Below are 24350 nucleotides of genomic sequence, written 5' to 3'. Positions count from 1 at the left end.
TTTGTTAAATGTTAACTGAATCGACCGACCGCGCCAGCCGGATGCCGGTGAACTGCCAGCGCTTGTCGGCGTGGAAGAAGTTGCGGTAGCTGACGCGGATGTGGCTTTCGGGCGTGGCGCAGGAGCCGCCGCGCAGCACCAGCTGGTTCACCATGAACTTGCCGTTGTACTCGCCCAGCGCCCCGGCGGCACGGGAGTAGCCGGGGTAGGCGTGGTAGGCCGAGTAGGTCCACTCCCAACAGTCGCCCAGCAGCTGGTGGCACTGGGCGGGGTCGGCGTCGGCGGGCAGTGGCTGGGGGTCGAACCGCTGGCTTTCCAGCCAGGTGCCGCCGGCGGGCGTGGCGCCGAAGTGGCGGGCGGCCGTCTCCCATTCGGCCTCGGTGGGCAGGCGGGCGCCGGCCCAGTTGGCGTAGGCATCGGCCTCATAGAAACTGATGTGCGTGACGGGCGCGGCCGGCGCCACCGGCTGCAGGCCGTGGTGTGTGAAGCGGTACCAGGCGCCGTCGCGCCGCGTCCAGTACAGCGGCGCTTCCCAGCCCTCGGCCTGGGCCAGGTCCCAGCCCTCGCCCATCCAGTAGCGGAAGTCGCGGTAGCCGCCGGTCTCAATGAAGGCCAAGTAGTCGGCGTTGGTCACCAGCCGGTTCTGCAGCTCGAAGGGCGCCACCAGCACGTCGTGCGCCGCCAGCTCATTATCAAAGCAAAATCCTTCTTCTTGAAAACCAATGCGGTAGATGCCGCCCGGCACAGGTAGCCAGGCCGCTTCTTTGGCGTGAAGAGGTGAAACAATAGCATCATCCGAGTCAGCGCTCGACGCACTTTTCAGATAAGCCGGCGCCAACGGGCTGGTGCTGAGGATGTATTTGATGTCGGTGGCCAGCAGTTCCTGGTGCTGCTGCTCGTGCTGCAGGCCCAGTTCCACCAACTCGTAGACGGCGGGCGGCAGGTCGGTGCGGGCGAGCAGGGCAGCCATGGCCGCGTCCACGTGGGCGCGGTAGGCCACCACGTCGGCCAGAGGCGGCCGCGAGAGCGTGCCGCGGTCGGCCCGGTTCACGCGCGAGCCCAGCGAGTTGTAGTAGGAATTGAACAGAAAGGCATATTCCGGGTGAAAAAGCTGGTAGCCGGGCGCGTACTCTTTCAGCAGGAAGGTTTCCCAGAACCAGGTGGTGTGGGCCAGGTGCCACTTGGGCGGGCTCACGTCGATGACGGGCTGCACCACAGTGTCTTCGGGCAGTAGCGGGGCGCACAGGGCCTGGCTTTGGGCGCGCACGGCCCGGTAGCGGGCCGGCCAGGGCGAAACGGCCGCACGGGGCGCGGCCAGGGAAGCAGAAGCTTGGGACATATGCAGTAGCAAGGGCAATGGCCACCACGGCCGTACACCGCACTAACCGGATTAGCACGCCCGAGGTTACGGCCCCGCCCAAATATCCCGCAATAGCCACCGACGAGCTACAGATTTCACTCAGAAATCCCATAAACACGCAGAGTCCGACAATAAGTACGTAGAAGCTCCTCAGTACAAAGTGGTATTTATGGCTAAAAACCTTATTAATCACAACATAACGGCCAAATTCGGGTACGACTACTGCCTGCAACCCTTACCATTGCATATCATTTAACCCCTTTCCAATAGTACCATGGCAACTTCATCCACCGTTTCCACTGCAGCCACTACCGCCGCCAAAGCTGCTACCCGCCCCGCCAACCGCGTGGGCACCAAGAGCCGCCGCGGCTTCGCCGCCATGAGCCCGGAGACCCAGCGCCGTATAGCCAGTGAAGGCGGCAAAGCCTCGCACGCTAGCGGCCGGGGCCACCGCTTCTCGGCCGAAGAGGCCCGCGACGCCGGGCGCAAAGGCGGCCTCGTGAGCCGGCGCGGCAAGACCAACAACAGCAGCAAGTAACGTCTGCCGGCTGCCCGCGAAGCGGAGACGAGGCCTGCCGCGCATCTTTGCGGCATGCTTCGTCTCCGCTTTTCGCAACGCGCGCTGCGCTTCAACTTTCCGGCCCGCACCTCGCGCGGGGCCCTGGCCGAACACGTGGCCTGGTACCTGCACCTCACCGACACGGCCGCGCCCCACCTCGTGGGCTTGGGCGAGGCCGCGCCCCTGGCCGGCCTCAGCCCCGATTACGGCCCTGATTTCCCGGCCGCAGTAGCCCAGCTCTGCGAGCGGTTCAATGCCGGCGCACGGGCCACCTTCGCGGCGGCCGATGCGCCGGCATTCGTGGGTCCGGGCCTGCCGGCGCTCACCTTTGCCCTCGAAACCGCGGCCCTGGACCTGGCCCACGGCGGCCGGCGCCAGCTCTACGCCAATGCCTTCAGTGAGGGCTCGGCCGCGCTCCCCATCAACGGGCTGGTGTGGATGGGCGACGCCCCCTTCATGCGCGAGCAGATTCGGCAAAAGCTGGCGGCCGGGTATTCGTGCCTCAAGCTGAAAATCGGCAGCCTTGACTTTGCCACGGAGCTGGAGCTGCTGGCCGAAATCCGCGCTGTGGCCGGCCCCGAGCGCCTCACGCTGCGCGTGGACGCCAACGGCGCCTTCGCCCCGGCCGACGCGCCGGCCCGGCTGGCGCAGCTGGCCGAGTTTGCCATTCATTCCATCGAGCAGCCCATTGCCGCCGGGCAAACGGCCGCGCTGGCAGCGCTGTGCCGCACCTCGCCCCTGCCCATTGCCCTGGATGAGGAGCTGATTGGGGTGAGCGAGCCGGCCCGGCAAGCGGCCTTGCTCGATGCAATCCGCCCCGCCTACATCGTGCTCAAGCCCACGCTGCTGGGCGGGCACGCCGCCACGCGCCGCTGGATTGCGCTCGCCGAAGCGCGCGGCATCGGCTGGTGGATTACCTCGGCCCTGGAATCGAACGTGGGCCTCAACGCCGTGGCCCAGCTCACGGGCGAGTACGACGTGCAGGGTTTCGCGCAGGGCCTTGGCACGGGCCAGCTCTACCACAATAATGTGGCCGCGCCGCTGCGCATCGACGGCGGCGCCCTGCGCTACGACCCGCTGGGAACCTGGGAACTACCGGCCTGAAGCGGCGCCGGCGGAAAAGGCGCGTCTTTGCCCTTACTTTAATGCCCCGGTAGCCTTTTTCTTTGCCATGTTTCTTCCGCGCTTTGTCTGGTTGGTGATTTTCCTGGCCTGGGGCGGGGAAATACAACAGGCCGCGCGCGCCCAGACGCAGGCAGCCGAGGCGCCGTTCGGGTTCAGCAACGCCAAGCGCCACCGCGCCCGGGTGCCGATACAGATGCAGCGCAACCTGGTGGTGGTCAGCTGCATGCTGAACGGCTTCGGCCCCTTCAATTTTTTGCTCGATACCGGCGTCAGCACCACCATCATCACCTCCACGGCCCTGGCCGACTCGCTGCAGCTGCGCCACGGCGAGCGGTTTCGGGTGGTGGGCGCGGGCGGCACCGACACCGGCCTACTGGCCTACCAAACCGACGGCGTGCGCTTTGCACTGGGCGGCGTGGAAGCGAAAAACCTCAGCCCGCTGGTGCTGGAGAGCGATGCGCTCAACCTGTCGGGCTACGTGGGCGTGCCCATCTACGGCATTCTGGGGTCGGAATTGTTCCGCAGCTTCGTGGTGGCGCTGCGCCCCGAGGAGTCGTTTATGGTGCTCAGCGAACCGGCCGCTTTCCGGGCGCCGCGGGGGCGGCAGTGGTCGAGCCTGCCCATTTCGCTGGAAAAAGGCAAGGCCTACTTCCACGCTCCGGTGCAGCTCAACGACTCGCTCACCCTCACCCTGAAGCTGGTGCTGGACACCGGCGCCAGCCACGCCCTTTCCCTCGAAACCGACTCGGACCCGCGCCTCGTGGGCCCCGCCCGCCGGCTGCCCGCCGAGCTGGGCCAGGGCCTCACGGGCACGGTGCGCGGCTACCTGGGCCGGGTCACGTCACTGCACCTGGGCCGCTACCGCCTCCGCTCGGTGCTCACCTCCTTCCCCGATGCGGCCGACGTGTACCGCCGCGTGGACGTGCCCCGCAACGGCAACGTGGGCTATGAGCTGCTCAAGCGCTTTTCGCTGATAGTGGACTACCCGCACCAGCGCCTGCTGCTGCGCCCCAACCTGCGCCTCCAGGAGCCTTTCGAACATGACATGTGCGGCCTCGACCTGCTGGCTACCGGCCCCGACTACCGCCGCTACCTGGTGCTGAGCGTGATGCCCGACTCGCCAGCCTACCGCGCGGGCGTGGAGCGCGACGAAGAAATCGTCAGCGTCAACTTCCTGCCGGTCAATTACCTCACTCTCACCCAGCTCAGCCGCATGCTGCGCACCGACGACGGACGCTTGGTGTTCATGGTGTTGCGCCGGCCCAACGGCGACCTGCACACCGTGTCGATACACCTGAAGCGCCAAATCTGAGCGGTGGGCGGCGCCTGCGGCCGTACCTTCGCGGCCGTTCCCGCTTCTCCATTTTTGCTGCTTATGACTGCTCGACTTCTGCTTCAACTCGCCGCCGTGTTTGGCGGCCTGGGCGTGGCCATCGGGGCCTTTGGCGCCCACGCCCTGCACGACACGCTGGTGAAAGCCGGCCGCCTCGACACCTTCGAAACCGCCGTGCGCTACCAGTTTTTTCACGTATTGGCGCTGCTGGCCGTGGGCGCGCTCTGGGCCGCCCGCCCCGAGCTGCGCGGCCTGGGCACCACCGGCTGGCTATGGCTGGGCGGCATTGTGGTATTCAGCGGCTCGCTCTACGGCATCTGTTTCACGGGCATCACCAAGCTGGGCGCGGTGGCGCCGCTGGGCGGCCTGCTGTTTCTGGCCGGCTGGGTGAGCCTGATACTGGCCGTGCGCGAGTTGTAGGCCTATAGAACGTCATGTCGAGCTTGCCGAGACATGACGTTCTTTTCCTAAGCTTTAGAACGAAAAAAGGGCAGCCCGCTTGCGCAGGCTGCCCTTTTCATATGTTCAAGGGCCAAAGCCCAAAAACTTACTTCATTTTGGTTTTCATTTTGGCGTCGCCAACTTTCTCTTTGGTCTTCTTGCCGTCCGTTTTCACGGTGGCCGAGCCGGCGGTGGTGGTTGCGGTCATGGCGGGGGTGGCATTGGCGGTGGCCGAAGCCTCTTTCACTTCGCCTACTAGCGACACGGTGGTGCTGCCAGCAGTGGCGTTCGACTCAATGGTCAGCACTTTATTCTGCATGCCCATTTTGCCAGCCGAGTTGAAGTGAGCGGCGATGGTACCGGTTTTGCCGGGCATCACGGGCTCTTTCGTCCACTCGGGGGTGGTGCAGCCGCAACTCACACCGATGTTCGAGATGACGAGGGGCGCGGTGCCGGTGTTGCGGAACTTGAAGGTGTGGTCGACCGTGCCGCCCTGCACCACGGAACCGAAGTCGTATTTCGACTCTTCAAACGTGATGGCGGGGCCAGCCGTCACGGCGGCTTTCGTGGTCGTGGCCTGCGCTTGTGCGGTGTAAGCAGCGGCGGTCAGGCTCAGGGCGAGGAGCAAGGTTTTTTTCATAAAATTCAAAGAGGGGAAACGTTGATGAGCGTTGGGTTTTAACAAATTTAGTGCTTTCGGACGCACTCACAAATTTCCGACCAAACTAGCCAGCCGAACCTGAATAAACGGTGAAGCCTGCTAAACGAAGCCGTCGGCCTTAAAATTCCACCCGCCGAATCCATTTTAATCCTCCTCCACGAGGTCGCTAATCAGCTTCTGCTGGAAGTTCAGCAAAAATAGCCGCTCCGAAGCCCGCGTGATGGCCGTGTAGAGCCAGCGCGCAAACTCACCGGCCAGCGGCTCATCGGGTTTCAGAAAGCCGTGGTCGACAAACACCGCTTGCCATTGCCCGCCCTGCGCCTTGTGGCAGGTGAGAGCGTAGGCAAACTTGATTTGCAGGGCGTTGAGGTAGGGGTCTTTGCGCATTTCCTTGTAGCGCTCGGCTTTGGTTTTGAGGTGGGCGTAATCCTCGCTCACCGCCATATACAGCGCGTTGTTACGGTCCGAAGGCAGGGCCGGGCTTTCGGTGTGCAGCGTGTCGAGCAGCAGCATTACCTCAATTTCGGGCTCGTCGGGGTAGTCTACCAGCCGCACCTGGGCGCGGGCAAAGTGGAAGCCGTACATCTCCTCGCGCCGGATGACCTTGCGGATTTCCAAAAAGTCGCCGTTGGCCAGGAAGCCGATTTCGGAATCTTTGGGCAGCCAATAGTAGTTGTTGCGCACCACCATCAGGTAGTCGCCGCCCTCAATCTCCTCCTCGGCATCGAACAACGCTCTACGGATGAGCTGGTTGTACTGGTTGGCGTTGCGGTTGGAGCGGCAGATGATGGTGGTGTTTTCGTGCCCGAACTGGCGGTAGGCCCAGCGCAGGCCGTCCTCCAGCTTGTCGCCGCCCATCTTGAAAATGTCGCGGAAGCCCTTGGTGTGCAGCTGGATATTGGGCGCCTCCTCGCGTAGCTCCTCGCGCAATTCGGTGGCATTCACCAAGATGCCCGACTGCTGGGCCTGGCGCATCACCTGGCGCAGTTCCACGCTGCCCACCGTGGCCCGGAAGCGGTGGGCCAGCAGTTCCGGGTCCAAGGCCGGGCTTAGGAGCTGGCCTACCGGCGGCAGCTGGGCCGTATCGCCGATGAGCAGCAGCTTGTTGCTAGTTTTCTCGAATACGAAGCCCATCAAATCATCGAGCAAACCGTTTTCACCGAAGGCCTTCTCGTCCGAAATCATAGAGGCTTCGTCCACGATGTACAGGGTTTGCTCCACCCGGTTGGGCTGGCGCTGGAAGTTGAGCCGTTCGGAGGGCGCGCCGGACGTTTGGCGATATATTTTCTTGTGGATGGTGCTGGCCGGCACGCCGGCGTAGCCCGCCATCACTTTGGCGGCGCGGCCGGTGGGCGCCATCAGCGTGTATTTGCGTTGCAGCTTGTGCAGCCACTGCACCAGGGCGCTCACCACGGTGGTTTTGCCGGTGCCGGCATAGCCGCGCAGCACGAAAATCTTGCGCCCCGGCAGCTGGTCCTTCAGAAAAGCGTCGAGCTGCGTGAACAGCAGGGCTTGGTCCTCGGTGGGTTCGTAAGGGAAATAGTCGCGGACGGAGGGGGTGCGGAGGGTGAGCATTTATTAATTTTTGAACTCAGTCAATAATGCCCACTTCTTTCACTTGGTAGGCAGCATTAAATACAATCTGGTAACTGTTCGAGGTGCCCGGCTGATGGATGTAGTGAAAAATATGGTCTTGCTTAATTGAATACCGACCGACAGGCAATCCCATAATTTGATTAACCCGCACAGAATCCATCCCAACTTCTATCTCCCTGATATTCTTAGCGTTTTTCTTTGCTAACCTGGCATTAACACTAAAATAAGAATCGTAATTCGCATACAAGATTAGAAACAGGAGAATGCCAATACATGCCCAAGCCATCGTGGCAGCAACCTTGGAAATACTCATCGGACAAACGTTTAAGTTGGCTCAATCACCGCCATGGTAGCGCTGGCTTTGGCAATGAGCAGCTCATCGCACCACACTTCGGCTTCGCAGAAGTGCAGGCGGCGCCCGGCTTTCAACACCCAGCCGATGGCTTTTAATTGCTTCCCCACGCCGGGGTGCAGGTACGATATTTTCAGGTCGGAAGTCACCACGCCGAAGTTGTCGGGCACGAGCGTGACGGCCGCGAAGCCCGCCACTAAGTCGGCCAGCGTGGCAATGAGGCCGCCGTGGGCGAAGCCGCGCTGCTGCAAATGCTGCTCGGCCAGGGCCAGCTCGGCCTCCACGCGGCCGGGCAGAATGGTGGTCAGGTCGGCCCCGATGAGGTGCATGAAGCGCTGCCCGGTGAGCTTGCGGCGGATGCGGGCTTCAAGGTCGGGGTGGGCGGCAGTAGCGGCGGAGGTTACGGAAGAATTGGTGGACACGGAAATCGGTTATGTTTGCTTGCAAATGGCGGACGGTAACATCACCCAATGAGCTTTGTACCCCGTTGTACTTTTCGAGAGGCCTTAGAACTTCTGAGTACCCAAAACCTGCATTTGCAGGACATAGAGTCACTTTGCTGTCCTTTCAGTCAAAGGTACTGGTTGAGGGCGGGCCCGGCGTTTTAATCCTCGCTTTTTCCCATCCCAAACCCATGGAACACATTCCGGCAATGCAATTTCTGGTAGCAGCCGCGCTGGGCCTGGGCCTGGCGGCGTGCAGCGGGTTTCGAGTGTTTGTGCCGCTGCTGGCGGCCAGCCTGAGCTACCACTTTGGCTACCTGACGCCGGCGGCGAGCTTCGTGTGGCTGGGCAGCTGGGCGGCGCTGCTCACGCTGGCTACGGCCACGCTGGTCGAAATCGCGGGCTATTACATTCCGGTGGTCGACCATGTGCTCGACACGCTCACCACGCCGGCCTCGTTCGTGGCCGGCACCATTCTCATGACGTCGGCCCTCCCCCACCTCGACCCTACACTGCGCTGGACGCTGGGCATCCTAGTGGGTGGCGGCACGGCCGGCCTGGTGCAAACGGCCACGGCCCTGCTACGGGGGGCCTCCACCGCCTCCACCGCCGGCCTGGCCAACCCCGTGCTGGCCACGGCCGAAAACACGCTGGCCATTGGCGGCGTGGCCCTTACGCTGCTGCTGCCGCTGCTAGCGGCGGGGCTGGTGCTCCTGCTGCTGGGGTTTGTGGTGCGCCGCCTGCGCCGCTGGCAAGTCCGGCGGCGCACCACCAAGGCCAACGGCTGAGTTTCATTTTCCCGCTCCCGCCTAAAACAAAGCCCGCTGCTCCACGTTTGCCTTGCACGCTCTGCGACCCGGGCGGTGTGCCCGACTTCTCTGGCTCGCCCGCCGCCCCTGAAACCACTGCCGCGCCTCGAAAACAAACGTTATTTTACTTTCCCGCTTACATGACCGATTTCAATACTCCTGATTCTGAGGCCCTGCTGGCCGCGTATTCGGGCAAGGTGCGGGTGCGCGTCGGCGGAGTGCTCCTGCGCGATGGCGCGCTACTGCTGGCGGCCCACCGCGGCCTGCTGCCGGCGGAAGCCCCGTTCTGGTCGCCGCCGGGGGGCGGATGGCAGTTTGGCGAAAGCATTCGGGCCGCCCTGGTTCGGGAGTTTCGCGAGGAAACCGGGTTGACGGTGCAGGTTGGCCGTTTTCTGCACCTGCACGAGTTCAGCACCAACCAGCTGCAGGCGCTGGAGCTGTTCTTTGAAGTCATTGCCGAAGACGCCAGCCAGCCCCAGCTCGGCCACGACCCCGAACACACCCCCGACCAGCAATTGCTCACGGAACTGGCCTGGCTTACCCCGCGCCAGCTCCAGCAAATTCCCCCCGCTCGGGTGCATCCGGTACTACAGCATTTGCTCAGCCCCGACGACGTGTTTGTGCCGCAGGTTCATTTTGTGAAGTGAGCAGTGAGGCGTGCGCCGGAAGAACGTCATGCTGAGCGTAGTCGAAGCATCTCGCGTGCTGAAGTAGACCTTTCGCTTGGATTACTCCGGCACGCGAGATGTCTCGGCAAGCTCAACATAACGTTTCCATGGCTTCCCATTAAATTCAGCGAAGCGTTATCTTCGGGCCCATCCGCCTCGAATTCGTGTCCGCTTCCACTGCCTCTGCTTCTTCTGTTCCAGCCGCCAACGCGCAGTTGCGCCTGCGGGACGAAACCTTCGACCCAACCAATCCGGGGGCTTACAACCTTTACCTGCTAGCCAGCCCCACCCGCCTGCAACTAGCGGCCGCCGATGTTGAGCGCAACAAATTTGTGGTACTGGAAGAGCATCCGCTGCCCCCGGGCGGCCTGCCCGCATTGGCCGCCCAGCACGATTTTCTGAGCCAACGGAGCTGGAACGCCGTGCGCCTCGCCGTCACGGGCCGCGCCTTCACGCTGCTGCCGGCACCCCTGTTCCGGGCCGGCGATGAGGAAGCCACACTACGCCTGCACCATACCCCCACCCCCTGGGAAACCGTGCGCCACACCACCCACCCGGGCCTGGAGCTGGTGAACGTGTTTGCCGCCGACGCGGCCCTGGCCGGCTGGCTGAGCGCCACGCACGGCGCCAGCGGCCGCCTGCTGCACCACACCAGCGCCCTGCTGGCCGGGCTGGTGCACCAGCGCGGGGCGGCCCCGCCCCGCCGACTCTACCTCAACCCTGGCCCGCAGGAGCTGACGCTGGTGGTGCTGGGCCAGCACCTGGAGTATTGCAACGTGTTCCCCTGCTCCACGGCCGAGGACGTGGTGTACTACACCATTCTGGTGATGCAGGAACTCGGGCTCAACCCTGACGAAGACGAAGTGACTGTGTGGGGCGAGCTAATGCCCGACTCCGCCATTTTCAGTTTACTCCGCACCTACGTGCGCAACGTGCGCTTCGGCGTTCGGCCCGGCAACGTGCAATACAGCTACCGCCTCAACGACGTCTTCGAGTACCGCTACTTCGACCTGTTCAGCCTGCACTTTTGTTAATTATGAATTAATAGTACCGCTCAAACGCTCAATAGCTGATAATTAATAACTCATAATTTATAAAACGCCTATGCCCCGCATTGCGCTTTTTCCCGGTTCATTCGACCCTTTCACCAATGGGCACCTTGATATTGTGCGGCGTGGAGCGGTGCTGTTTGATGAGGTAGTCGTGGCCATTGGCACCAACAGCAGCAAGCAGCGCTACCTGCCCATCGAGCAGATGGTAGCCCTGCTGGCCGAAGTGTTTCGGGATGAGCCGCGGGTGTCGGTGCGTACCTTCAAGGGGCTCACGGCGGAGTTTGCCCGCGAGGTGGGCGCCCGTTTTTTGCTGCGCGGCCTGCGCAACAGCCCCGATTTTGAGTACGAGAAGCCCATTGCCTTCGGCAACGAGCACGTCAACCCCGGCCTGGAAACAGTGTTTTTGCTCACTTCGCCGGCGTTGGGGGCCGTCAGCAGCACCATCATCCGGGACATTCACCGCTACGGCGGCAATGTGGATGCGTTTCTGCCCTATCCGTTGCCGCCATTGGCATCGTAAGCGGCAGTTGCTTACTGATTGAGGCCGGTGGTGAGCACCCGCAGGCCCATGAGTTGGGTGGGTTGGTGCGCCTGAAACACGGGCAGTACCAGGTAGCGGTCGGCGCCCAGTTGCAAATGGGCCCGGCTCATGAGGTCGTTTTCGTTGCTGCCTAGCAGCAGCAGGTCGTTCACATGGCGCGTTTTGTAATCATACGCCACCACCAGCGCCACCCCGCTGCGCCGAAACAGGGCCATCGAATCGAGGGGCGCGTTGTGTTGGGGCAGTGGGGCTACCGTGGGGTCGGAAAAGCCCACGGGCAGGGGCTGCGACGGCCCTACCCGCTGGCTCATTTCATCGAACGATAAGTTGAGCAGCGACGGCACATCGACGCCGGCCGTGGGGCGGCCGGGCGGGGCAGTGCGGGTGCCGGCGTGCTCGCGCGCGCGCTCGTGCGCCCCCGAGCACGCGCTCAGGCCCAATGCCGCCACTGTCACTACCACTCCTGCCAGAATCGGTCGCATAGACCGCAATATAACGCTATTTATTTGCCGGCGGCGGGCGTCTCTTTGGCGGGCTTGCCGGCCATCTCACTCAGGTAGTGCCGCACCACGAGGGCAATGGAAGCGTACGAATCTTCCAATTTGGCCAGCGCCTCCTGCGGCGACATCCAACGCACTTCCTCGATGTACTCCTCGGTCTGTGGCTTCATCAGGCTGTCGTCGAGGCACTTCATCAGGAACCAACTGGTTTTCTTCAGCATTTTGTTGCCCTTGTAGGCGTAGCTGTGCCAGGTGCTGGGCAGGGCTTCGCCCAGCTCGAGCTTGATGTTGGTTTCCTCCTCCACTTCGCGCAGAGCGCCAGCGGCCTGGTCCTCGTCGCTCTTGAGCTTGCCCTTGGGCAGGTCCCACTTGCCGAGGCGGTAAATCATGAGCACCTGGTCGCCCTTCACCACTAGTCCGCCGCCGGCCTTGGCGATTTTAAACTGGTCTTTGAGGTGCAGGATGAGGTGCTTTTTCTTTTTCACCAGCATGGTCAGCGATTTCAGCTTCTTGAGCTTTTTCACTTCCATAAGGCGCAGCAGGCGGTCGATGAAGAGCGGGCCGGCGTCCTTCACCAGCACGTCGCCAATCAGGTCCTTCGACGTAAAATCGTCGTCGGGGCTCAGAATGAGGTCGAACTTGTGCTTGTATACTTTTTCGCTGAGTTTTTTGATAACCAGCGGGATGTCGTTGATGAAAATATTCATCGGAAAAAGCGGCTTGGGGAAACGATAACGGGCAACGGGGCCGCCGAAATCAAGAAAGAATTGAGAATGGTGCTCTGGGCAGCGGGCGCAAGATACGGGGCCGGGCCGATTTGCCGGGCGGCCGCATCTTTGTGCCATGACACGCATCGGCCTACTTTCCGACACCCACGGCTACCTCGACGAACGAATCGCGCATCATCTGCGCGGCTGCGACGAAATCTGGCACGCCGGCGATTTCGGCGATGCCCGCGTGGTGGACGAATTGCAGGCCCTGGCGCCGCGCTTTCGGGGCGTGTACGGTAATATCGACGGCACGGACGTGCGCCGCACCCAACCGCTGGTGCAAGACTTTGAAGTTGAAGGTCTTCGCGTGCTGATGACGCATATCGGTGGCTACCCCGGCCACTACGCGCCGGCTGCCCGGCCCTTGCTAGCCGAGGCCCGGCCGGGCCTGTTCATCACCGGCCATTCGCACATTCTGCGGGTGATGCCGGACAAGAAGCTCGGCCTGCTTCACCTCAACCCCGGAGCGGCCGGGCGGCACGGCTTCCACCAGGTGCGCACGCTGCTGCGCTTCGGCGTCGATAATGGCAAGGTGGTGGATTTGCAGGCCGTGGAGCTGGGCAAGCGGGCCGGTTGAAAAACGTCATGTCGAGCTTGCCGAGACATCTCGCGTGCCACCACTAAATCTAATCGAAAGGATTACTTCGGCACATGAGATGTCTCGGCAAGTTCGACATGACGTTCGCTCGACATGACCCGTGACAAAACCAACAAGCCCCGCCACCTGCAAAACAGGTAACGGGGCTCGTGGAAACCGAAAGCTGCCGGCACGGGGCCGCAGCGAGGAATTACAGCGCGATTTCGGGCTTGGGGTGCTCGCCTTCCTGGCCGTCTTCGTTCACCGGCTTGGTTACGGCTTCGGCGTCGTCGAAAGCAGCAGCGTTGGCAGCAGTGGTGGTTTTAGCAGCAGGAGCAGCGGCGCCGCCGTTGGCGGTGAAGCGCGACTTCAGCTCTTCGATGTCCACGTTCTTGAGAACGGGCGTGCGGAGCAATTCCTTGATGATGTGCTGCTTGTTGTTGGCACGGGCAATGTTCTTGCGGTGCTTGCGCTTGAGGCGGGTAACGGTCATGGGGCCGGAATGATTAGAGTCTAGGGCTTACGAAACGGAGGGCAAAAGTAGGGCTTTCATTTTGAAAGTGCAAGCCCACGAGTCATTTTGCTGAATGACTGTGCTTTTGGCGCAGGCCGGCCGAAGCCTCGTTTCGGGGGCTACTTTTGTTGCCAAGGGCCTAGGGCAGTACCGCAGGGCGGTAGCAGGGCCCGCTTTCTGCTTTTCTCCTTTGATTTTCGACCTGTTTGCCATGACCACTGAAAACTCCACGCCGCCCGTCATCGACCTGCGTTCCGATACTGTGACCAAGCCCACGCCGGCCATGCTGGCCGCCATGATGGCCGCTCCGGTAGGCGACGACGTGTACGAGGAAGACCCCACCGTGCGACGCCTGGAGGAAATGGCCGCCGCCCGCTTCGGGCTCGAAGCCGGCCTGTTCTGCCCCTCGGGCACTATGACCAACCAGATTGCCATCAAGGCCCACACCGAGCCGCTGAGCGAGGTGATTTGCGAGCAAACGGCCCACGTGTATCTGTGGGAAGTGGGCGGCATTGCGTTTCATTCCGGCGCGAGCGTGGCGCTGCTGCCGGGCGAGCGGGGCCGCCTCACGGCCGCGCAGGTGGAGGCCGCCATCCGGCCCGAAAACGTGCATTACCCCACCACGCGCCTGGTGTGCCTCGAAAATACCCACAACCGCGGCGGCGGCAGTTGCTACGCGCTGGACGATTTGCGGGCCATCAGCGAGGTGGCGCAGCGGCACGGCATTGCGCGGCACCTCGATGGGGCGCGCATTTTCAATGCGCTGGTAGCGACGGGTCAGCGCAGCGAGGACTATGGGCAGCTGTTCGACTCGATTTCGGTGTGTTTGAGCAAGGGGCTGGGCACGCCGGTGGGCTCGGTGCTGCTGGGCTCGGCGGCGTTTATCAAGAAGTGCAAGCGCATCCGCAAGGTGATGGGCGGGGGCTGGCGGCAGGCCGGCTTCTTGGCGGCGGCGGGCATTTACGCTCTCGAAAACAACGTGGCGCGCCTAGCCGACGACCACCGCCGCGCCGCCCGCCTGGCCGAGGCTCTGCGCGCCCAGCCCTACGTGGCCGAGGTGTTGAACCCGGAAACCAACCTCGTCATTTTCCGGCTCGATGACACGCAGCCAGCCGCCGAATTTCTGGCCGCGCTGGAGCGGCACGGCATTCGGGCCAGCAGCTTCGGGCCGCAGTGGATTCGCTTCGTGACGCACCTGGACGTGGACGATGCCGGGCTGGCGCGCGTGGAAGCTGCGCTGGCGGGGCTAGCGGCTTGAGCCATCAGAACGAGCACCCTGAGCCGATTATTCGGCGTGAGGCTTATCGGGGGCTCTTCGCAAACCACATGCGGCTGTTCGCGTTATTCATTCCATGAACCTCTTCATCATCGGCGACGTGCATGGCTGCTTCCACACGTTTCAGGAGCTGCTGAAACGCTGGGACCCGACCACCGACCACCTCATTCAGGTGGGCGACCTCGTGGACCGCGGTGCCCACACGCCGGCCACCGTGGAGCTGGCCCGGGAGCTGAACGAAAAATACCCCGACACCACGACCTTCCTCATGGGCAACCACGAGGATGCCATGCTGCACCACTACGCCCCCCACGGCCCCTACCCGGGCTGGCTAAAATGGGGCGGCCGCAGCACCACCGAGCAGTATCGCGCCCAACCCACCCTGCTGGCCCGGCACCTGCCCTGGCTGAAAAAGCGGCCCGTGCTCTGGCAAAACGAGCATGTGCTGGTGAGCCACGCCGGCATCGGTCCCTCCGAATCGGCCTACGACCCCGACAGCTCCGACGGCCTGCTGTGGGCGCGCGGGCCGCTCCGCCGCCTCGGCAAGCTGCAGGTAGTGGGCCACACGCCGATGAGCGACGGCGAGCCCATCCTCGACCCCGATTCCCACACCATGTACATCGACACGGGCGCGGTGTTTGGGGGCAACCTCACGGGCCTGCGCCTCTCCCCCACCGGCGCGGTGCTGGACATTGTGCTGATTCCGGTTTTCCCACAGGACTTGCTGGAAAAGCCACGTTTCTCCTATCTAACGCCCCAATAATTAATGCTCAACCAAGCCGCCATCGAACACCTGAGCACCGCCGACCCGCTGCTCGGGGGCGTCATTGCCAAGGGCCGCGAAATCCCGCCCCGGCCCCACGAAGACCTGTACCTGGCGCTGCTGCGCGCCATCGTGAGCCAGCAGATTTCGACCAAAGCGGCCGCTGCCATCTGGAAACGGTTCCAGTCGCTGTTCCCGCCCGAGGGCTACCCCGAGCCGCGCGAGGTACTGGCCCTGACCGAAGACGAGCTGCGGGCCGTGGGCCTTTCGCGCCAGAAGGCTGGCTACCTCAAGGCCATTGCCGAATACAACGAGCGGGGCCTGCTCGATTACGAGCACCTCACCAGCCTCTCGGAAGAAGCTTTTACGCAGCACCTCACCGCCATCAAAGGCGTAGGCCGCTGGACGGCCCAGATGCTGCAAATGTTCGCCCTTGACCAGCCCGACGTGTTTTCGGAAGGCGACCTGGGCGTGCAAAATGCTATGCGCCGCCTCTACGGCCTCGAAGAAACCGGCCGCGCCCTTCAAAAGCGCATGCTTGTGATTGCGGAGGCCTGGCGACCCTACCGCACCCTGGCCTGCAAATACCTATGGCAGAGCCTGGACTAGGGCACGCAGGTTCCGCCGACGGTGTAGGCGGTGGAGTAGTGGGTTGGTGGATAAAAAAAGAACGTCATGCCGAGCGCAGCGAAGCATCTTTACCGCAATAGTAATTTGATTTACTGCTGCGGTAAAGATGCTTCGCTGCGCTCGGCATGATGTTTTTTGATTAACTCCTTACTCCACCAACCACTCACCCCAGCACCTTCTCGCCCATTTTGAACACTTCTTCCCGCACAAACAACTCGCCTTCCTGGCGCAGAATGGCGAGGTTGTCGATGATGAGCTTGAGGTTGTAGGTTTCCTGGTTGAGGTAGGCGAGGACGGGGCCGAGCAGGTCGGCGGTGGTGTCGTGCAGGGCCAGCGAGATGTGCGGCAGCCAGCAGTCGGGCCCGCTGAACTTATCGGTACGCAGGCACAGCGGCGCGGTGGCCGCCTGAATGCGCCGGTGCAGGGCATTGAGCGCATCGGAGCGCAGCACGGGGATGTAGATGACCGGGCGCTCGCCCGGAAACACGCCCAGACCGGTGGTGAAGGCTGGAAACGGCGCGGTGCGGGCCGCTACGTCGGCCAGCACTTCTTTCAACGACTCCAATTTCTTCACCCCCGCCAGCTGGTAGGTCAGGTGCGGGTCGAGGGTGGCCTGCACGTCGTCGAGGCCGAATTTTTCTTCCAGGCTTTTGATGATGTTGTTGATGCGCAGCGTGTGCGGCGGGCTGAGCAGGGAAGTAATGGCGAGCATGGGGCTGGTACGTTCGTTTTCGGCGTCGGGGTGAGGCGTGTCGGCAACTTTGTGGCGGAGCAGCGCGGGGTAGACGGGCGCCGGGTGCGCGTGCTCGGCGCGCAACTTGCCGTTGGGGTTTATACTCATGAAGCGGTTTTTTGGGCCATTTGCTGGTTAAACTGTACGCTCTGGCCCCGTGGAATGCTGAGCGACGGGAAGGCGTCGCCCCGAAGGTTTTTGGCCAGCTGTACGAGCTGGCCGCTGTGATAGGCGTAATGCGCCACCTGGCGCTGCACGGCGGCCAGCACCGTGTGGGCCTCGCCGCGAATGGTGACGGTGGCCAGCAAGTCGTTGGGCTGCAGCTCGTCCAGCAGCTCGAACAGCACGCGCCAGGCGGCTTTCCACTCTGCCCGCAGCGGCTCGATGGCCGCGACGGTGGCGGGCTCCTCGAACTCCTGGTCGCGCCGGCGGGTGGGCTTTTCGCCGTCCGAAGTCAGAAAATGGGTGAAGCGGGAGCGCAGGTTGCCGGCCATGTGCTGCACGATGACGGCGGCTGAGTTGCTGCCCGGCGCCGGCTGGTGCAGCCATTCGGCGTCGCTGAGCTGGGCCAGGGCGCGGTCGGCCAGGCTTTTGTATTGCTGGAAGCTGTGCCGAAACGAGGCCAGCAGCGCAACGCCCAGGGCGTCGGGAGCGGAAGTGGTAGGCATAACCCAAATGTACGGGCTGCCGCCAAACACCCGCGCGCGTTGAAACTTATCTATATCGCCAAACCTGCTGGTCGGTAAAACCGCATTCTCCATCGAGAACCCGCCCCGCCGCCCAACCCTGGCCGGTTGTTTTAGCGTTACGCTAGACTTGACCCTACTCCGTGCCCGAAATTTTTCCGCCCGTTAGCGCTTCGTCGCCCGCCTTGCCCACGCCCGCCGCGCCGGGACCGTCTCACCGCTGGGTGTGGTGGCTGCTGGGAATTTGCGGGCTGCTGCTCGGGCTGGGCCTGGTGGTGCAGCACTTTCTGGACCCCTGGTTGCGCCGGAAGCTGGAAAAGCAGGTAGCCACCCAAACGCACGGCCAGTACCGCCTGCACATCGACGCGCTGGAAACCAGCCTGTGGCAGCGCGCCATCCGGCTGCGCGGGGTGCGCCTGCGCCCGGCCGCCCAGGTGGCCGACACCCTGCCCCGCGTGCGCCTCGACGCCGCCCGGCTGCACCTGACGGGCATCGGCCTGCTGGCACTGCTGCGCAAAAGCGTGGTACCCATCGACAGCGTGGTGCTCGATTCGGCGCGTATTGAGGTGCTGGCTTTGGCCCAAAAATCTACCCGCAACGCCGGCCAGCCCTTGCACGAACGGCTGCCGCTGAAAATGAAAGGGCTGGAAATCGGCTACTTCGGCCTGCAGCACACGCAGGTCAACTACGCCCCCGGCGGCCAGTCCACGGCCCGGTTTCAACGCGCTGACCTGAGCGCTCACGACCTGCACCTCAGCTCGGCCGGCGCCGCCGACACCCAGCGCATTGCCTACGCCGCCGCCTGGAACCTAAAGCTGCTGCGGGCCCAGGCGCAAGCGCAGGGCCACCACCTAGGTGCAAAAAGCCTTACGCTTTCCACCGAAGACAAGGAAATCCAGCTCGACTCGCTGCAAATCCGGCCCGATGGCCCTGCGACAGGCAAGGCCGCGCGCGTCAACCTGAGCCTACCGCGCCTGCGGCTAACCGGGCTTCAGCCGGCCATCTTGCAGCACCGCCACCAGCTGCGGGCCGATTCGCTGCTGCTCCAAGACGCCCGTCTAACTCTGGTGCCACCCGCCGGTAAGTCCGGCGGCGCGTCGGATTTGGGCCGCTACGTGCGCAGCCTCGACCTGGCGCATGTGGTGGTGCAGCGCGGCTATTTCCACCTGGCCGATGACCAGCTTAATGCTACCGTGCGCGGCATTGCGGTGAAAGGCACGGGCCTGCACGTTGATTCGACGGGTGCGGGCGGCGGGCGGCGGCTATTTTTTGCCAAAGCCTGGGAGGTGGCCGCGGGCCGCAGTCAGGCCACGGGGGCCGCCCACGCCATCAGCCTCACCAACCTGAACTTATCGACCACGGCGGGCAGCTTCGACTTGCGCGGGGTGCGCGTGCGGCCCCCGGCGCCGGGCCAGGGCCAGCCCGGCGGCGTACGCGTCGACCTGACCCTGCCAAGTCTGGCCGTACGCGGGCTCGACGCGGCGGCGCTGCAGCGCCAGCGGCAGCTGCGGGCTTCTTCGGTGGTGCTGGCGGGCGGGCGGCTCATTTTTTCGCCGCCCAAGACGCCGCCCCCGCCGGTATGGAAGCTGCTAGCCAAAGCCGTGCGCCGCACCGACGTGGCTGAGCTGCGCGTGGAACGCAGCTTTTTCAAGATTGGCGGCCTGCGCCATTCGCCCGAAATCAACGACATCAACCTGACCGCCCGGGGCATCCGCATCGATTCGCTGGCCGCCCTCACGCCCAGCCGCATTATCTACGCCCGGGGCTGGAAGGGCTCGTCGGGGCGCATCTCGGCCCCGTTCGACCCGCCTTACTACCGCGCCTACAGCCAGCGCGCCCGCCTCGACACCGACGCCCGCACTTTTCATTTCGGGCAGATGGAGCTGCGGCCCCGCTTCACGCCCGTCCAGCTCAACCTGCGCAAGGGCTACCAAGTGTCAGCCCTGGCCATCCAGGTACCGGCCCTAGATTTCAGCGGGCTCGACTTCGCCGGGCTGGTGCGCCGGGCCGACGTGCGCGCCGCCCGGGTGGTGCTTACGCGGCCCACGGTGCGCATCTCGTCCGACGGGCGCGGCCCCATCAACCCGCACCGCTCCAAAATTTCGCCTGAGGAAATGCGCAAGCTGCCCGTGACGGTGGATGTGCGCCGGCTCGACATCGTGAACGGCAACCTCTCTTCTCGCTACCGCAGCCCGCGCACGCCCATTCCGGGCACGCTGGGCATCACCCGCTTCACCGGCACCTTCCGCAACCTGAGCAACGACCGCCGCCGCCAGACCCGCGCTACGCCACTCACCGGCCGGGCCACCACCTACCTGCAAAACCGCGTCCGGCTCGATGCCCAGGTGTCGATGTACCTGCTCGACCCCAACGGTCAGCACCGGGTATGGGGCACGTTCGGGTCCGGCCCGTTCAATATTCTGAATTCGATGACGGTGCCCACCCGCCTGGTGGAGTTTAAAAAAGGCGACGTGCAGCGCATTCGCTTCGACATGCAGGCCAACCGCCAGGGCACTACCGGCACCATGTGGGCCCAGTACTCGGGCCTGCAGCTGGAGCTGCTGGGCTACAAACAGGAGGAAATTAAAAAGACGCTCATCAAGCGCATCATCTCGAAGGCGGTGAACGTCATCGTCATCCGCGACCAGAACCCGCGCAAGCGCGGCAAGCTGGTGAGTGGCCAGATGATTTCGACGCGGGAGCCGCGCTTTTCGGTGTTCACACTCTGGCGCCAGGGCGTGGTAAGCGGCTTGTTCGACAACGTGGGCGTGCCCCAGAAGCTGGCCCAGAAACTGAGCGAGAGCAAAGACGAAGCCCCGCTGCCGAAGTAGGACCGGGCGGCCTGCCGCAGCTGGGTGGCAATTGCCCCCGACGTCATGCAGCGCGCAGCGAAGCATCTCGCATGCCACCACTAATCATTGACGGTTGAGTTACTACCACACGCGAGATGCTTCGCTGCGCGCTGCATAATTGTTTTGAAACGCACCGATAGGCCTCATTTATAAAAAGCTTAAACGATTAATTGACCCGCAACGCTACCTGGCCTATATTTGGCAGTTTCCCTTTTCACCCATTTTTCATTCACCTTCTTCTTCGTTTTTTTATGCGCAATACCTTTACTTCTTTCCGCGCTTTGGCGCTGCTCACGCTGGGCCTGGGCGCCATGCCGGCGGCCCACGCCGCGCTGGTGCCCGTAGCCGTGACTGGTTACAATGCTGATGTGGTGGCCGACGGCGCCGGCACCGTCATTTCTTCCACCACCGACGACGTGGACGGCGGCGCCGTGGGCAACCGCTTCAACTTCATGGCGCCCACATTCATCGGCTCGACTGGCGTTGCGCCCACCTCGTTCCTGCCGGCAAACGGCACTTTCACCAGTGCAGTCACCAGCGGCCTTACGTTCCGATTCGCCTCATACTCGGCCAACAACTCGCTGCGCATCAATGGTATCGGCTCGGGCACTTTGGGTTTTCCTACGCCGCTGGCCGCCTCTGATGTGTATTTGCTGGCGACTTCCGGAAACGGCATCAGCGGTTTCACGGCCACGGTCACCTTCACCGATGGCACCACGCAGGCCTTCACCGGGCTGTCGGCGGCCGACTGGTTTTCGGGCACTTCCAACATTGCCTTGCGGGGCTTCGGCCGCGTAGGCCGCGACAACAACGTCATCCAAAACAGTACTACCGACCCGCGCCTCTATGAGTTCCGCCTCACGCTGTCCAGCGCCAACGCCACGAAGGCGATTCAGAGTGTGGCGATTAATAAGCCTGCCGCCACAGGCACGCTCAATGTAATGGGTGTTACCGTCAACGCCAGCATGGCAGCCACGCAGCCCGGTCAGGAAGCCTTGGCCGTGAATGCCTTCCCCAACCCGGCGGCCAACCGCCTCACCGTGCAGGCACCGGCCGAAGCCAGCCCCAGCGCCACCGTGCAGCTGCTCGACCTGTCGGGCCGGGCCGTGCAAACGGTGCCCGTGCGCAACCGCGAAGCCCGCTTCGACCTCGAAAACCTGGCCGCCGGCCTCTACCTGGCCCGCTACCAGGACGGCGCCCGCACCCGCACCCTCAAGGTGGTGAAGCAATAAGGAAGCCGTTTGCGCCAGCCGAAACAGGCCGGAACGAATACCCCAAAGCGGTGCTTCGGCTCGCGGCCGAATCGTTTAACGAACCGAAGCACCGCTTTGGGGTACGTTCCGTCTGGCCTCGTGGCAATCCCCGCAGCCCCGGCTGCGGGGATTTTTTGTGGGGCGACCGTCGTTCAAATCGGTTGGGTTCGGCGGCGTTTACCACGCCCCGGGCCGTACCTTTGCCCTCGAATACCCCGATTCTATGATTTCCATTTCCGACCTCGACTTCCACTTCGGCTCCCGCACGCTGTACGACAACGCCAGCCTGCACATCAAGCCCAAGGACAAAATTGGCCTCATCGGCCTCAACGGCACCGGCAAATCGACGCTGCTGCGCCTGCTGGTGGGCGAGTACAAGGCCGACGGCGGCTCGATTTCGATGGCCAAGGACGTGAGCCTGGGCTTTCTCAACCAGGATTTGCTGAGCTACGACACGCACGAGAGCATTCTGCACGTGGCCATGCAGGCCTTTGAGGAGGCGCTGGAGCTGCAGAAAAAGATTGACGACCTGCTGGTGCTGTTCGAAACCGACTATTCGGATGACCTCATCGACAAGCTGGCCGCTATGCAGGAGCGGTTTGAGGCGCTGGGCGGCTACACCATGCAGGCCCGCGCCGAGGAAATACTCGAAGGCCTGGGTTTCAATACCGAAGAGCTGCAGAAGCCGCTAAAAAGTTTCTCGGGCGGCTGGCGCATGCGCGTGATGCTGGCCAAAATTCTGCTCCAGCAGCCTTCCCTGCTGCTGCTTGACGAACCGACCAACCACCTGGACTTGCCCTCCATCAAGTGGATTGAGAACTACCTGGCCGACTACGAGGGCGCCGTCATCATCGTGAGCCACGACCGCGCTTTCCTCGACCGCACCACCAACACCACCGTGGAGGTGATTGGTGGCAAGCTGGTGCCCTACGCCGGCAACTACAGCTACTACTTGGAAGAAAAAGAAGAGCGCAACCTCATTCAGAAAGGCGCTTTCGAGAACCAGCAGGCCCAGATTCGGCAGGCCGAGCGGTTCATTGAGCGCTTCAAGGCCAAGGCCAGCAAGGCTAAGCAGGCCCAGAGCCGCGTGAAAGCCCTGGACAAACTGGAGCGCATCGAGGACGTGGCGCAGGACGCGGCCAAAATCAACATGAAGTTCACCTTCAAAGTCGAGCCCGGCCGCCACATCCTCCGCATGGAGCACGTGACGAAGAAATACGACCAGAAGCTGATTTTTCGCGACACCAACGTGCACATCGAGCGCGGCGATAAAATCGCCCTCATCGGTGCCAACGGCAAGGGCAAATCGACGCTCATGCGCCTCGTGGCGGGCACCGAAGCGCCCACCAACGGCAAGCACCAGCTGGGCCACAACGTCATCATGTCGTTCTACGCCCAGCACCAGCTGGAGAGTTTAACGCTGGAAAACGAGATTTTGCAGGAGATGAGCGAGGCCGGCTCGAAGCGCAACGACATGGAATTACGCTCGGTGCTGGGCTCGTTCCTGTTCACGGGCGAGGAGGTTTTCAAGAAAATCAAAGTCCTCTCGGGCGGCGAGAAAAGCCGCGTGGCCCTGGCCAAAACCCTGATTTCGGAAGCCAACTTCCTGCTGCTCGATGAACCGACCAACCACCTGGACATGGTGTCGGTAAACATCCTGATTCAGGCGCTGGAGCAGTACCAGGGCACGTTCATCGTGATTAGTCACGACCGGTTTTTCGTGGAAAACGTGGCCACTAAAATCTGGTACATCGAGGATTTCCAGCTGAAGGAATACCCCGGCACCTACAACGAGTACGAGCAGTGGATGGAGGACCGCGAGAAGGCCGCCAAGAAGGCCGGCCTGCCCAGCCCCTCGGCCCCCAAGCCCCAGCCCAAGGAAGAGAAAAAAGCCGACGCCGCGCCCGCCAAAACGTCGTCGCCCGACCAGAAGAAAGCTCTCAAGGAACTGGCCGAAGTGGAAGCCAAAATCGACACACTGGAAAAGGAACTGGCCGGCTACGAAAAGCAGCTCGCCGACCCCAAAATCTACGAGAACTCAGCGCAGCTGAAAGACGCGACGATGAAATTCGAACAGGTGAAAAAGGAACTGGTGCAACTGAATGACCGGTGGGAAATGCTGGCCGAGGTGTAGCCAACCTCACAGATTAAAGAAAGCAAAAGCCCCGTTAGATAGTATCTAACGGGGCTTTTGCTTTCTTTGATACGACTCAACGCGTTGGCGCGGCTGGCTTACTCACTGCATTCAGTGATTTACTGCCCATCACATCGGCTTCCTTTTCCAGACCGGTACTGTCGTTCACGCTTTCCTTGCTTTTGAGCTGCATCGTGGGCTTTACCCGGCCCTGCTTCTGCTGCACCACGTGCCAGGCCTCGTGCGGCAGGTGCGTTTCCTGGCCCGGCGCGAGGTGAATATCGGTGCCCTGCGCATAGGCGTGGGCCTGCAGCTGCGCTGGCCTGGTGGAGTTGTAGTGCACCTTCACGTCATCGAGCGAGTGGCCGGATAGGTGCTCTACCCCAGCTTTCAGTTCGTCGGGCAGGCCGGTTCTGTTCGCTTTTCTCTGCACCGGCGCGGATACTGCCTTGAGCTGGACGACTTGCTGCTGCCGGGGGCTCTGCGCAACGCGGGCCTGTAGCGCAGCCGCCTGCTGCACCTGAGGCGACTGGGTTATCAGGCCCTGCAGCTGCCGTTGGGCAGCGGCCTGCGGGCGGTTGTCGGCCAAGGCGGTCGGCCCTTGGTGGCCGGGACGGGCGGGGGCCCGCTCGGAGGCGGTGGAAACCTTGGACTTTTCGACTTTGGGGGCGGGCGCGGGCATGGCGTGCTGGGGCTGGAGAGGTGCAACCGCCCAAGCATGA

General features: G+C 63.0%; 26 protein-coding genes. 15 read left to right on the top strand and 11 right to left on the bottom strand.

Annotated features, from left to right (window positions below):
- Positions 1-4: 4 nt before the first annotated feature.
- Positions 5-1339 carry an ergothioneine biosynthesis protein EgtB gene (egtB, locus tag Q5H92_RS17465; protein ID WP_305012839.1) on the bottom strand — a complete coding sequence of 445 codons (1335 nt, stop codon included), beginning with the start codon at positions 1337-1339 and terminating at the stop codon, positions 5-7.
- Positions 1340-1634: 295 nt separating this feature from the next.
- Here egtB and Q5H92_RS17460 point away from each other — a divergent pair, with 295 nt between their 5' ends.
- From Q5H92_RS17460 to Q5H92_RS17445, 4 genes are all read left to right on the top strand, one after another.
- The gene (locus Q5H92_RS17460; RefSeq protein WP_305012838.1) at positions 1635-1898 is read left to right on the top strand and encodes a KGG domain-containing protein; all 264 of its coding nucleotides are present in this window, start codon (positions 1635-1637) and stop codon (positions 1896-1898) included.
- A 54-nt stretch (positions 1899-1952) separates the two neighbouring features.
- Positions 1953-3023, top strand: coding sequence for an o-succinylbenzoate synthase (locus Q5H92_RS17455; RefSeq protein WP_305012837.1), 1071 nt, complete (start codon positions 1953-1955; stop codon positions 3021-3023).
- Between the two features lie 67 nt (positions 3024-3090).
- Positions 3091-4356 (top strand): aspartyl protease family protein, encoded by a 1266-nt coding sequence (locus Q5H92_RS17450; protein ID WP_305012836.1) that lies wholly within the window; start codon positions 3091-3093, stop codon positions 4354-4356.
- Positions 4357-4419: 63 nt separating this feature from the next.
- Positions 4420-4797 (top strand): DUF423 domain-containing protein, encoded by a 378-nt coding sequence (locus Q5H92_RS17445; RefSeq protein ID WP_305012835.1) that lies wholly within the window; start codon positions 4420-4422, stop codon positions 4795-4797.
- Positions 4798-4924: 127 nt separating this feature from the next.
- On the opposite strand, the gene Q5H92_RS17440 is transcribed toward Q5H92_RS17445, so the two are convergent.
- The 4 genes from Q5H92_RS17440 to Q5H92_RS17425 form a co-directional block, all read right to left on the bottom strand.
- A complete protein-coding gene (locus tag Q5H92_RS17440) occupies positions 4925-5458 on the bottom strand; it encodes a DUF1573 domain-containing protein (RefSeq protein ID WP_305012834.1) in 534 nt (177 codons plus the stop codon).
- Between the two features lie 165 nt (positions 5459-5623).
- Positions 5624-7054, bottom strand: a complete 1431-nt coding sequence (locus Q5H92_RS17435) for an ATP-dependent DNA helicase (protein WP_305012833.1) — start codon at positions 7052-7054, stop codon at positions 5624-5626.
- A 16-nt stretch (positions 7055-7070) separates the two neighbouring features.
- Positions 7071-7388, bottom strand: coding sequence for a hypothetical protein (locus Q5H92_RS17430; RefSeq protein ID WP_305012832.1), 318 nt, complete (start codon positions 7386-7388; stop codon positions 7071-7073).
- An 11-nt stretch (positions 7389-7399) separates the two neighbouring features.
- Complete coding sequence (locus Q5H92_RS17425; RefSeq protein ID WP_305012831.1) at positions 7400-7849, bottom strand: PaaI family thioesterase; 450 nt, start codon at positions 7847-7849, stop codon at positions 7400-7402.
- A 212-nt stretch (positions 7850-8061) separates the two neighbouring features.
- Between Q5H92_RS17425 and Q5H92_RS17420 the strand changes: the two genes are divergently transcribed.
- The 4 genes from Q5H92_RS17420 (at position 8062) to coaD (ending at position 10919) form a co-directional block, all read left to right on the top strand.
- Complete coding sequence (locus tag Q5H92_RS17420) at positions 8062-8658, top strand: DUF4126 domain-containing protein (protein WP_305012830.1); 597 nt, start codon at positions 8062-8064, stop codon at positions 8656-8658.
- A 161-nt stretch (positions 8659-8819) separates the two neighbouring features.
- Positions 8820-9326: an NUDIX domain-containing protein gene (locus tag Q5H92_RS17415; protein WP_305012829.1), complete on the top strand. Its 507-nt coding sequence runs from the start codon at positions 8820-8822 to the stop codon at positions 9324-9326.
- A 185-nt stretch (positions 9327-9511) separates the two neighbouring features.
- Entirely contained in the window at positions 9512-10381 is an 870-nt protein-coding gene (locus tag Q5H92_RS17410; protein ID WP_305012828.1) for a DUF3822 family protein, read from the top strand.
- A 70-nt stretch (positions 10382-10451) separates the two neighbouring features.
- On the top strand, positions 10452-10919 hold the full coding sequence (coaD, locus tag Q5H92_RS17405; protein WP_305012827.1) for a pantetheine-phosphate adenylyltransferase: 468 nt from the start codon (positions 10452-10454) through the stop codon (positions 10917-10919).
- Between the two features lie 11 nt (positions 10920-10930).
- Here coaD and Q5H92_RS17400 read toward each other — a convergent pair whose 3' ends face one another.
- On the bottom strand, positions 10931-11422 hold the full coding sequence (locus tag Q5H92_RS17400) for a hypothetical protein (protein WP_305012826.1): 492 nt from the start codon (positions 11420-11422) through the stop codon (positions 10931-10933).
- A 20-nt stretch (positions 11423-11442) separates the two neighbouring features.
- A complete protein-coding gene (locus Q5H92_RS17395; RefSeq protein ID WP_305012825.1) occupies positions 11443-12147 on the bottom strand; it encodes an NUDIX hydrolase in 705 nt (234 codons plus the stop codon).
- Positions 12148-12283: 136 nt separating this feature from the next.
- On the opposite strand from Q5H92_RS17395, the gene Q5H92_RS17390 reads away from it, so the two are divergent.
- Positions 12284-12787: a metallophosphoesterase family protein gene (locus Q5H92_RS17390; RefSeq protein ID WP_305012824.1), complete on the top strand. Its 504-nt coding sequence runs from the start codon at positions 12284-12286 to the stop codon at positions 12785-12787.
- Between the two features lie 211 nt (positions 12788-12998).
- On the opposite strand, the gene Q5H92_RS17385 is transcribed toward Q5H92_RS17390, so the two are convergent.
- Positions 12999-13280, bottom strand: a complete 282-nt coding sequence (locus tag Q5H92_RS17385) for a hypothetical protein (RefSeq protein ID WP_305012823.1) — start codon at positions 13278-13280, stop codon at positions 12999-13001.
- Positions 13281-13512: 232 nt separating this feature from the next.
- Here Q5H92_RS17385 and ltaE point away from each other — a divergent pair, with 232 nt between their 5' ends.
- From ltaE to Q5H92_RS17370, 3 genes are all read left to right on the top strand, one after another.
- A complete protein-coding gene (gene ltaE, locus Q5H92_RS17380) occupies positions 13513-14559 on the top strand; it encodes a low-specificity L-threonine aldolase (RefSeq protein WP_305012822.1) in 1047 nt (348 codons plus the stop codon).
- 94 nt (positions 14560-14653) lie between these two features.
- Positions 14654-15340: a metallophosphoesterase family protein gene (locus tag Q5H92_RS17375; RefSeq protein WP_305012821.1), complete on the top strand. Its 687-nt coding sequence runs from the start codon at positions 14654-14656 to the stop codon at positions 15338-15340.
- Positions 15341-15343: 3 nt separating this feature from the next.
- Complete coding sequence (locus tag Q5H92_RS17370; RefSeq protein ID WP_305012820.1) at positions 15344-15949, top strand: DNA-3-methyladenine glycosylase family protein; 606 nt, start codon at positions 15344-15346, stop codon at positions 15947-15949.
- Positions 15950-16133: 184 nt separating this feature from the next.
- On the opposite strand, the gene Q5H92_RS17365 is transcribed toward Q5H92_RS17370, so the two are convergent.
- Both Q5H92_RS17365 and Q5H92_RS17360 read right to left on the bottom strand, forming a co-directional pair.
- Complete coding sequence (locus tag Q5H92_RS17365; protein ID WP_305012819.1) at positions 16134-16811, bottom strand: 2'-5' RNA ligase family protein; 678 nt, start codon at positions 16809-16811, stop codon at positions 16134-16136.
- Positions 16808-17371 carry a DinB family protein gene (locus Q5H92_RS17360; protein WP_305012818.1) on the bottom strand — a complete coding sequence of 188 codons (564 nt, stop codon included), beginning with the start codon at positions 17369-17371 and terminating at the stop codon, positions 16808-16810. Before Q5H92_RS17360 ends, Q5H92_RS17365 begins: the two co-directional genes overlap by 4 nt.
- Positions 17372-17532: 161 nt before the next feature.
- Here Q5H92_RS17360 and Q5H92_RS17355 point away from each other — a divergent pair, with 161 nt between their 5' ends.
- From Q5H92_RS17355 to Q5H92_RS17345, 3 genes are all read left to right on the top strand, one after another.
- Positions 17533-20220: an AsmA family protein gene (locus Q5H92_RS17355; protein ID WP_305012817.1), complete on the top strand. Its 2688-nt coding sequence runs from the start codon at positions 17533-17535 to the stop codon at positions 20218-20220.
- 272 nt (positions 20221-20492) lie between these two features.
- Entirely contained in the window at positions 20493-21473 is a 981-nt protein-coding gene (locus tag Q5H92_RS17350) for a T9SS type A sorting domain-containing protein (protein ID WP_305012816.1), read from the top strand.
- A 244-nt stretch (positions 21474-21717) separates the two neighbouring features.
- Positions 21718-23628 (top strand): ABC-F family ATP-binding cassette domain-containing protein, encoded by a 1911-nt coding sequence (locus Q5H92_RS17345; protein ID WP_305012815.1) that lies wholly within the window; start codon positions 21718-21720, stop codon positions 23626-23628.
- A 76-nt stretch (positions 23629-23704) separates the two neighbouring features.
- On the opposite strand, the gene Q5H92_RS17340 is transcribed toward Q5H92_RS17345, so the two are convergent.
- Positions 23705-24310: an eCIS core domain-containing protein gene (locus Q5H92_RS17340; RefSeq protein WP_305012814.1), complete on the bottom strand. Its 606-nt coding sequence runs from the start codon at positions 24308-24310 to the stop codon at positions 23705-23707.
- Between the last annotated feature and the right edge of the window lie 40 nt (positions 24311-24350).

It is taken from the genome of Hymenobacter mellowenesis, from assembly GCF_030581005.1.
GTDB lineage: Bacteria > Bacteroidota > Bacteroidia > Cytophagales > Hymenobacteraceae > Hymenobacter > Hymenobacter mellowenesis.
Note: the sequence above shows the minus strand (reverse complement) of the source record. Positions and strands in the feature narration are given on the sequence as shown.

Excerpts from the sequence above, each read along its gene's own strand:
- egtB (WP_305012839.1), bottom strand. The coding sequence starts at position 1,339 with ATGTCCCAAGCTTCTGCTTCCCTGGCCGCGCCCCGTGCGGCCGTTTCG.
- Q5H92_RS17460 (WP_305012838.1), top strand. The coding sequence starts at position 1,635 with ATGGCAACTTCATCCACCGTTTCCACTGCAGCCACTACCGCCGCCAAA.
- Q5H92_RS17455 (WP_305012837.1), top strand. The coding sequence starts at position 1,953 with ATGCTTCGTCTCCGCTTTTCGCAACGCGCGCTGCGCTTCAACTTTCCG.
- Q5H92_RS17450 (WP_305012836.1), top strand. The coding sequence starts at position 3,091 with ATGTTTCTTCCGCGCTTTGTCTGGTTGGTGATTTTCCTGGCCTGGGGC.
- Q5H92_RS17445 (WP_305012835.1), top strand. The coding sequence starts at position 4,420 with ATGACTGCTCGACTTCTGCTTCAACTCGCCGCCGTGTTTGGCGGCCTG.
- Q5H92_RS17440 (WP_305012834.1), bottom strand. The coding sequence starts at position 5,458 with ATGAAAAAAACCTTGCTCCTCGCCCTGAGCCTGACCGCCGCTGCTTAC.
- Q5H92_RS17435 (WP_305012833.1), bottom strand. The coding sequence starts at position 7,054 with ATGCTCACCCTCCGCACCCCCTCCGTCCGCGACTATTTCCCTTACGAA.
- Q5H92_RS17430 (WP_305012832.1), bottom strand. The coding sequence starts at position 7,388 with ATGAGTATTTCCAAGGTTGCTGCCACGATGGCTTGGGCATGTATTGGC.
- Q5H92_RS17420 (WP_305012830.1), top strand. The coding sequence starts at position 8,062 with ATGGAACACATTCCGGCAATGCAATTTCTGGTAGCAGCCGCGCTGGGC.
- Q5H92_RS17415 (WP_305012829.1), top strand. The coding sequence starts at position 8,820 with ATGACCGATTTCAATACTCCTGATTCTGAGGCCCTGCTGGCCGCGTAT.
- coaD (WP_305012827.1), top strand. The coding sequence starts at position 10,452 with ATGCCCCGCATTGCGCTTTTTCCCGGTTCATTCGACCCTTTCACCAAT.
- Q5H92_RS17400 (WP_305012826.1), bottom strand. The coding sequence starts at position 11,422 with ATGCGACCGATTCTGGCAGGAGTGGTAGTGACAGTGGCGGCATTGGGC.
- Q5H92_RS17395 (WP_305012825.1), bottom strand. The coding sequence starts at position 12,147 with ATGAATATTTTCATCAACGACATCCCGCTGGTTATCAAAAAACTCAGC.
- Q5H92_RS17390 (WP_305012824.1), top strand. The coding sequence starts at position 12,284 with ATGACACGCATCGGCCTACTTTCCGACACCCACGGCTACCTCGACGAA.
- Q5H92_RS17385 (WP_305012823.1), bottom strand. The coding sequence starts at position 13,280 with ATGACCGTTACCCGCCTCAAGCGCAAGCACCGCAAGAACATTGCCCGT.
- ltaE (WP_305012822.1), top strand. The coding sequence starts at position 13,513 with ATGACCACTGAAAACTCCACGCCGCCCGTCATCGACCTGCGTTCCGAT.
- Q5H92_RS17375 (WP_305012821.1), top strand. The coding sequence starts at position 14,654 with ATGAACCTCTTCATCATCGGCGACGTGCATGGCTGCTTCCACACGTTT.
- Q5H92_RS17370 (WP_305012820.1), top strand. The coding sequence starts at position 15,344 with ATGCTCAACCAAGCCGCCATCGAACACCTGAGCACCGCCGACCCGCTG.
- Q5H92_RS17365 (WP_305012819.1), bottom strand. The coding sequence starts at position 16,811 with ATGAGTATAAACCCCAACGGCAAGTTGCGCGCCGAGCACGCGCACCCG.
- Q5H92_RS17360 (WP_305012818.1), bottom strand. The coding sequence starts at position 17,371 with ATGCCTACCACTTCCGCTCCCGACGCCCTGGGCGTTGCGCTGCTGGCC.
- Q5H92_RS17350 (WP_305012816.1), top strand. The coding sequence starts at position 20,493 with ATGCGCAATACCTTTACTTCTTTCCGCGCTTTGGCGCTGCTCACGCTG.
- Q5H92_RS17345 (WP_305012815.1), top strand. The coding sequence starts at position 21,718 with ATGATTTCCATTTCCGACCTCGACTTCCACTTCGGCTCCCGCACGCTG.
- Q5H92_RS17340 (WP_305012814.1), bottom strand. The coding sequence starts at position 24,310 with ATGCCCGCGCCCGCCCCCAAAGTCGAAAAGTCCAAGGTTTCCACCGCC.